This is a genomic window from Nguyenibacter vanlangensis, assembly GCF_013376155.1.
Lineage (GTDB): Bacteria > Pseudomonadota > Alphaproteobacteria > Acetobacterales > Acetobacteraceae > Gluconacetobacter > Gluconacetobacter vanlangensis.
On sequence record NZ_JABXXP010000125.1, the window covers coordinates 1 to 6,600 of the forward strand.

The 6,600-nt window shown below is 64.6% G+C and carries 8 protein-coding genes; 4 read left to right on the plus strand and 4 right to left on the minus strand.

Annotated features, from left to right (window positions below):
* A partial coding sequence (locus HUK84_RS08365; protein WP_176639891.1) for an LLM class flavin-dependent oxidoreductase occupies nucleotides 1-548 on the minus strand: 548 nt, incomplete at its 3' end.
* Between the two features lie 122 nt (nucleotides 549-670).
* Between HUK84_RS08365 and HUK84_RS08370 the strand changes: the two genes are divergently transcribed.
* Complete coding sequence (locus tag HUK84_RS08370; protein ID WP_176639892.1) at nucleotides 671-1,579, plus strand: LysR family transcriptional regulator; 909 nt, start codon at nucleotides 671-673, stop codon at nucleotides 1,577-1,579.
* Between the two features lie 3 nt (nucleotides 1,580-1,582).
* Here HUK84_RS08370 and HUK84_RS08375 read toward each other — a convergent pair whose 3' ends face one another.
* Nucleotides 1,583-2,119 (minus strand): SDR family oxidoreductase, encoded by a 537-nt coding sequence (locus tag HUK84_RS08375; RefSeq protein WP_176639893.1) that lies wholly within the window; start codon nucleotides 2,117-2,119, stop codon nucleotides 1,583-1,585.
* 12 nt (nucleotides 2,120-2,131) lie between these two features.
* Nucleotides 2,132-2,332, minus strand: a complete 201-nt coding sequence (locus HUK84_RS08380) for a hypothetical protein (RefSeq protein WP_176639894.1) — start codon at nucleotides 2,330-2,332, stop codon at nucleotides 2,132-2,134.
* 395 nt (nucleotides 2,333-2,727) lie between these two features.
* Here HUK84_RS08380 and HUK84_RS08385 point away from each other — a divergent pair, with 395 nt between their 5' ends.
* Genes HUK84_RS08385 through HUK84_RS08395 form a run of 3 tightly spaced genes read left to right on the plus strand, consistent with a single transcriptional unit; the run spans nucleotide 2,728 to nucleotide 5,314 of the window.
* Nucleotides 2,728-4,077 (plus strand): FAD/NAD(P)-binding protein, encoded by a 1,350-nt coding sequence (locus tag HUK84_RS08385; RefSeq protein WP_176639895.1) that lies wholly within the window; start codon nucleotides 2,728-2,730, stop codon nucleotides 4,075-4,077.
* On the plus strand, nucleotides 4,074-4,433 hold the full coding sequence (locus HUK84_RS08390) for a YidH family protein (RefSeq protein WP_176639896.1): 360 nt from the start codon (nucleotides 4,074-4,076) through the stop codon (nucleotides 4,431-4,433). Before HUK84_RS08385 ends, HUK84_RS08390 begins: the two co-directional genes overlap by 4 nt.
* Nucleotides 4,430-5,314, plus strand: a complete 885-nt coding sequence (locus HUK84_RS08395; protein WP_176639897.1) for a LysR family transcriptional regulator — start codon at nucleotides 4,430-4,432, stop codon at nucleotides 5,312-5,314. Before HUK84_RS08390 ends, HUK84_RS08395 begins: the two co-directional genes overlap by 4 nt.
* 249 nt (nucleotides 5,315-5,563) lie before the next feature.
* On the opposite strand, the gene HUK84_RS08400 is transcribed toward HUK84_RS08395, so the two are convergent.
* Nucleotides 5,564-6,463 carry an SDR family oxidoreductase gene (locus HUK84_RS08400; protein ID WP_176639898.1) on the minus strand — a complete coding sequence of 300 codons (900 nt, stop codon included), beginning with the start codon at nucleotides 6,461-6,463 and terminating at the stop codon, nucleotides 5,564-5,566.
* Between the last annotated feature and the right edge of the window lie 137 nt (nucleotides 6,464-6,600).

A 6,600-nucleotide genomic window follows, 5' to 3' on the forward strand; every position in this document is an offset into this window, starting at 1 on the left:
GGCCCGCCCGGCAGCCCGCCCGGTTGCCATGCCGCGCGCAGATAGGCGACCGCCTCGCGGAAATGCTCGCCTCTGCGGTCGAAATCGAGGCCAAGCAGGGGGTATACGACCGGCCGGTCGCCCGAGGCGACGCCCAGGATCAGGCGGCCGGCCGACAGCGCGTCCACTGTGGCGGCCGCCTTGGCGATCATCATCGGGTGGCGGATGGGTAGGACCACGCCGGCGGTGCCGAGCGCGACATGGCGCGTCAGGCCTGCCAGAAAGCCCAGATGCGTGAAAATGTCGTAGACCGACCCGGCGTCGCCCATGCCGACGCTGTCGAACACCGGCACGTCGCACATCCACACCGCCGCGAAACCCTGCCCGTCGATCCTGCACACGCGGTCGGCATGGTGCCGGAGATCGGGCACGCCGCGCGGGCGGCCGTCGGCGATACGGCGCGCCTCGCCCGCGGGCGACCAGTCATTGTCGAGCGGCAGCTCGATCCCCAGCGTGATCCGGCCGGGAACACGCACGCGGTCGAGCGCCGAGGGGGCGGAACCGGTCATCGTCACTCTTCTGTCCAGCGTCATCCTGATCTGCCGCCGGACGATGCCGCTTCAGGGGGCGCTTGATAATCGGCTTTGTCTCCACATAATCTTGGAGGCGAATTCACAGATGGACGCAGGAAATGGACAATCGCGCCGGCGAAATGCAGGTCTTCGTCCGCGTGGTGGAGGCCGGCAGCTTCTCCGAGGCCGCGCGCCAGCTTCTGATGACGCCATCGACCGTCAGCAAGCTGGTCGGCCGCATGGAGGACCGGCTGGGGGTACGGCTGGTCGAGCGATCGACCCGGCGGCTGTCACTGACCGACGAGGGCCGCCTGTTCTACGAGCGCAGCCTCGCGCTGCTGGCGGAACTGGACGATATCGAGCGTGAAGTCGGGCAGGGCGCGGGCGGTGCGGAGGGCACCGTGCGGGTCAATGTGTCGGTCGCCTTCGGGGTTCTGGGAATCGAACCGCTGCTGCCGGAATTCTGGCGGACTTATCCGCATGTCGTGATCGATCTGTCGCTGTCGGATGAGATCGTGGATCTCTATCTCGACCGTACCGACATCGCCTTTCGCGTCGGCCCGCTGACCGACAGCAGCCTGCTGGCCCGCAAGATCGGGGAGGCGCGTCGGAAGATCGTCGCGGCACCCGCGTATCTTCAATGTCATGGCACGCCCCTGACGGTCGACGATCTCGACCGCCACAATTGCCTGGGCTTCAACTTCCGCCGCGCGGCGCCGATCTGGCCCCTGCGTGAAGGCGGGCGGATCGTGGACCGCATGGTGGGCGGCAGCCTGCTGGCCAATAATGGCGAGACGGTGCGGCGCCTGGTCCTGGCCGGCGAGGGGCTGGCGCGCCTGGGCGATTTTCATGTGCGCGAGGATCTTGCCCAGGGGCGCCTGGTGGAGGTGCTGGCCGATGCGGGGCATGGCGACGCGGAGGATGTCCATGCCCTTTATCTCGGCGGTCAGCGCATGCCGCAGCGTATACGGCTGTTCCTCGACTTCATGGTACCGCGGCTTCAAGCATTCATGCGCGACGGCGCCTGAAGATTACAGCCGGTACCCGCCGCTGGCGTCGATGACCTGGCCGGTGGTCCATTGCGCGCCCGGACCGGCGAGGAAAGCGACGACGCCCGCTACGTTCTCCGGCATGCCGACCCGCCCGAACGGGCTTGCCGCCTGCGTCACCGCCTTGCCCTCGTCAGTGCGGAGCCAGCCCGCATTCATGTCCGCATCGACCGGACCGGGTGCAACGGCATTGACGGCGTAGTGCCGAGTCAGGGTGTCGACCGCGGCCTTTGCCGCCGCATAGGCCGAGATTGGGACGAACCCATTCGCGGTTTCGAACACGCGGGGAGACAGCACGCTGGACCGATTAACGATTCGCATCCCTGTGCCCATCCGGCTGCGGGCCACTCCCGTCGTCAGGAAAACAGCATTGACATCCGACGCAAACTGTCTGTCGAACAGGTCCGACGTTGTGGCGTCGGTCGATGCGCCGTCCGCCACGCCGGCGTTATTGACCAGCACAACCAGTCCGGACCGGCGGCCGCGATCGGCAAGGCGCGCATCGATCGCGTCGAACATCCGCGACACCATCTAGGGTTCGGTCAGATCGGCGCTGACGACAAATCCGTCGGATCCGGCTTGCCTGATCGCTTCGAGCGTCGCGTCGGCGGCGTGGAGGATGAAGGCCGCAACGATTGAGAAAAACAATGACCGGACTGCAAAATGGCGTTGATGGTGTTTATGGAAAATTGCCGTTTCCAATCGGATTTGCGGCGGAAACGCAGCTGTCACACGGAGCACCCTGCCATGCCGTTCCACTCGGTCCCGGGAGGTTGGAGCAGGCGCTCGTCGCGGCCACGGCGGACGCGAGAAGCAAAATTCTTACCGTACGGACGATTTCATTAATCATACTCTGCACTCCGTTTCGGAAGAGGTATTCTCCCGCCGGAGACAGGTATGAGCGCACCAGATTCATAAAAAAACTGAACAATGTCGAATAGAATATTCGATTTCTTTTATGATCTCTGCCGTGACGGCGAGTATGGTCGGGATTCGATGGCAGAACCCCGTGTGCCGGATCGCTGTTCGCAATCGTCGAACGATGTGATTGATTTATTGCATTGGAACGAAGCCCGTGCGTGCCGTCATCGTGGCGCCGTAACACGAACACGGAGCGTGACTTCCCCATGCACCAGACGCATGATATCCTGATTATCGGTGGCGGTGCCAGCGCCGCGCTCACGGCCTGGAATCTCGCCACGCGTTTCGGACGGCGCTGCACCATCGTCGATCCGTCTGATCGACCCGCTTTCGGGCTGGCTTATGCCACGCCGTCTCTCAAGCATCTCCTCAACGTCGCGGCCAAGGGCATGAGTGCCGTGGCGGACGACCCAGATCATTTCCTGCGCTGGATGCGCGAAAACGTGGACAGCAAGACGCCGGGTGACGCCTTCGTACCGCGTGCGATCTACGGCCTTTATCTTCGCCATCTTTACTGTGCGGCCGCGCCGGAACATGTCCACACGACGGTGACAGCATGCCGTCGGGGTACAGGGGCGTTTCACCTTACGTTTGCTGATGGCCGCGAGATGACGGCGCGGCAAGTCGTTCTGGCCCTCGGGCATTTCGCTCAGGCGCGTCTCCCTGGCATCAGTCCGGAAGCGGACAATTCCGGGCGGTATCATCACAACGCATGGGACAATCGCGCCTACGCTGCCATCGCGCCGGGAGACGAGGTTGTGCTGATCGGCACCGGTCTTACGACGGTCGACGTGCTGATGCGCTTGCGAGAGAGCGGCCACCGCGGGAGAATCACGGCTATTTCCCGGCGCGGCCTCTTTCCGGCACGTCACACGTCCTCTGAGCCGCCCTGTGCATGCGTCGTGAAGCCCGGTGAAACGCCCCGTACCGCCACGGCCTATCTGCGCACCTTCAATCGCGCCCGCAAGGCAGGCGTGACATGGCGTGCTGCGGTGGACAGCCTGCGGCCCGTTACCAATGAGCTCTGGCTGGCACTTCCGGAAATCGAGCAAGCGCGCTTTCGCCGTCATCTCCAGAGACGCTGGGACGTAGTCCGCCATCGAATGGCCCCCCATATTGCAGAAATTGTGGATGCGGAACGAGCGACCGGTACGCTGCGCGTCTTGGACGGCCATGTCTCGGCGCTCGTGCCTACAGCCGACGGGTTGGTCGTCACCGCGACGTCGCGCGGCCAGAGCTTCGCCATCGAGGCCGCTCATGCCATCAACTGCACGGGACCCAGCCTGAATTATCGCCGCGCCGCGTCGCCGCTACTGCAGGGCCTGCTGGCGGCGGGAATGCTGGCGCCCGGTTTCGGCGGGAGCGGGCTGCTCTGCACCCCTCGGGGCGGCATTCTTGACCAGAGCAGACGTCCGGTGCCGGGATTGTTCACGATCGGTCCCGCCCGGCTGGGTATCTTGTTCGAATCCATTGCCATTCCGGAAATTCGGCAGCAAGCTCAAGATCTCGCCCGGCTACTCGCCGAGGCGACGCAAGAGCGCAAGGATGCGGCATGATTGAACGTTATGCGGATCACGCCGCGAACGAACGCACCTTCCTCGCGTGGGTTCGCACGGCCTTTGGTTTGGCGGCCTTCGGTTGCGTGCTGGCGAAGTTCGATCTTGTCCTACGTCTCGTCACGGCGCGGCATGCCGTGGCTGGCTCGACCTCATGGATTGGGGTCGCGGCTGTCTGTGTCGGCGTGGCCTTGCTGCCGGTCGCATGGTGGCGGTTTCGCGCCGTGCGGGCCGAGTTGGTGGACGCCAAGCCACGCGAGATCGCGCTTCGGGGCCTGGAGGGCTGGACAACGGCGACACTCGTAGTGATTGGGACGGCTGTGGTGGCCACGTTGATCCGGATGACCGCAGCATGACGCTGGAGCAGCTTCGCATCTTCGTCGCGGTCGCCGAACGCGAGCACGTGACCCGCGCCGCCGAGGCCCTGAACCTCACCCAATCGGCGGTCAGCCATGCGGTCACGACGCTGGAAGCCGAATTTCAGATCAGGCTCTTCGATCGGGTCGGGCGACGGATCGTGTTGACGGACGCTGGTAGGGCCTTCCTGGACGAAGCCCAGACTGTACTCGCCAGGTCGGAGGCGGCGCGCGAAAGGCTACGTGATCTTGCCGGGTTGCGCGCCGGCGTGCTGCACGTTCACGCAAGCCATACCATCGCCAGTTACTGGCTGCCGGCAAGGCTCAATGCGTTTCACGCGTGCCATCCGGCGATCGCGCTCCGGATCACCATCGGCAATACGCAGGAAATCTGCCGGGCCATTCGTGCAGGCGAAGCCGTGCTTGGGCTGGTGGAGGATGCTGTCACGGATACAGATCTGACAAGCGACATCGTCGCCACGGATCGGCTTTTGCCTGTCGTGGCGCCGGGCCATCCATGGGCCGTGACGCCTCCTTCCCTTGAGCATCTGTGCGACAGCCCATGGGTGTTGCGGGAGCGCGGGTCCGGCACGCGGTCGGCATTCGAAAAGGCCCTTCGCGACGTGGGTATCGATCCGGACACGCTGCCGGTCATGATGGAAATCGCCTCCAACGAAGCTGTGGCGAGCGCCGTCGAGACGGGACGGGCGGCAACGGTCCTTTCAGCGAGCGTGGTCGCCGGGCGACTGGAAGCCGGGTTGCTTCATACCGTCCCACTTGCGCTGCCGGACCGGGCATTTCTTCTGGTACGTCATTCCAGCCGTTCCTTATCCCCGTGCGAGGACGCGTTTTCCCGCTTGCTGTCTCCTTTCGCTGAATGATGCGCTGCGGGAGGATTGCGGATTTGTGACAACGCCGTGCTGGGCCGGTGTGCCGGGTACCGGATAGGGTACGGAACCCGGGAGCCGCGTGCTCGGTTGGATACCATGGGGCCGGCCCGTATCGGCGCCGCGCGAAGCGTCTTGTGGGGAGGGCGCGCGCCATATGCCAATTCTTTTCGCTAACGCTCCCCTTCATCGGTTGATTCCCTCGTCGTTGCAGCCACGCGGCTTGCGCTGGTCGATAAGTTCTCAGCCCTCGATGCGGGGAGACAGCAAATCCCTCAGTCCGATGTTCTGGAACATTTCGCGCCGCATCCGGTCGCCGATGCGGAACACTTCTTCCGCGCCGTCCTGCGAGGGATCGACATAGACGCGGTAGGGGCGCCTGCCGAAGGGTGCGTTGACGATATCGGTGATCGCGTTCGCAACGGCGGCGGGATCCGCGTCTTCTGGCTCCAGAGCCGCCAGCCCTTTCAAGGCCTGATCGGCCACGCCGGCATAGGGACCATTGTCATATTCGGCCTGTGTCGTCGTGTCCGCCGGCGCGCCGGCATGGTTGAAGTGGTTGGTGCCCTTAGTGAAGGCGCCGGGCACAAGGATCGACGTTTCGATACCCCAGCGCGCGACCTCGCTGGCATAGGACGCGGCAAGCGAATCCATCGCGGCCTTGGCGGCGAAATAAGGCGCCAGGAACGGCGGTGTGCCGCCACGGGTCGAGGAGGAGGAGACCCAGACGAGCAGACCACGCCCTTGTTTGCGAAGCTGGGGCAGTGCCGCCCGGTTGACGCGCTGCGTCGACAGCACATTGATGTCGTATAATGCCGCATATTGTTCGGGTGTGAACGCTTCCGCCGGACCGAACGCCATATGGCCTGCATTGTGGACGATGACGTCCAGCCGGCCGTTGTCGGCGATCACCTGGTCGATGCCGGCCTTGACGGACGCATCAGAGCTGACATCCAGTTCGACCGTCCTGAGATCGACGCGGTGCGCCTTGGCATAGGCCGCGAACTCGACGACACGCGGCGCATTGCGGCCGACCGTCTCACGCATCGAGGCATAGACAATGTGGCCCGCCCTGGCGAGGGCCTGGGCCGACAGCAGCCCGAAGCCGCTGGACGCGCCCGTGACGAGGATGACGTCTTTCATGATCTCTTTCCCGAAATTGGGGGTGGCCCGCGGTTCGCTCGGGCGAACCGCAGGCGCGGCACGTCAGCACATGCCGCCGTTGGCGCGGATGGTCTGGCCGTTGATCCAGCCGCCCTCCGGGCCGGCGAGGAACGAGA

Bases quoted from the DNA above. Each gene is read 5' to 3' on its own strand.
- HUK84_RS08400 (WP_176639898.1), bottom strand. From the start codon at position 6,463: ATGAAAGACGTCATCCTCGTCACGGGCGCGTCCAGCGGCTTCGGGCTG.
- HUK84_RS08370 (WP_176639892.1), top strand. From the start codon at position 671: ATGGACAATCGCGCCGGCGAAATGCAGGTCTTCGTCCGCGTGGTGGAG.
- HUK84_RS08395 (WP_176639897.1), top strand. From the start codon at position 4,430: ATGACGCTGGAGCAGCTTCGCATCTTCGTCGCGGTCGCCGAACGCGAG.
- HUK84_RS08375 (WP_176639893.1), bottom strand. From the start codon at position 2,119: ATGTTCGACGCGATCGATGCGCGCCTTGCCGATCGCGGCCGCCGGTCC.
- HUK84_RS08390 (WP_176639896.1), top strand. From the start codon at position 4,074: ATGATTGAACGTTATGCGGATCACGCCGCGAACGAACGCACCTTCCTC.
- HUK84_RS08385 (WP_176639895.1), top strand. From the start codon at position 2,728: ATGCACCAGACGCATGATATCCTGATTATCGGTGGCGGTGCCAGCGCC.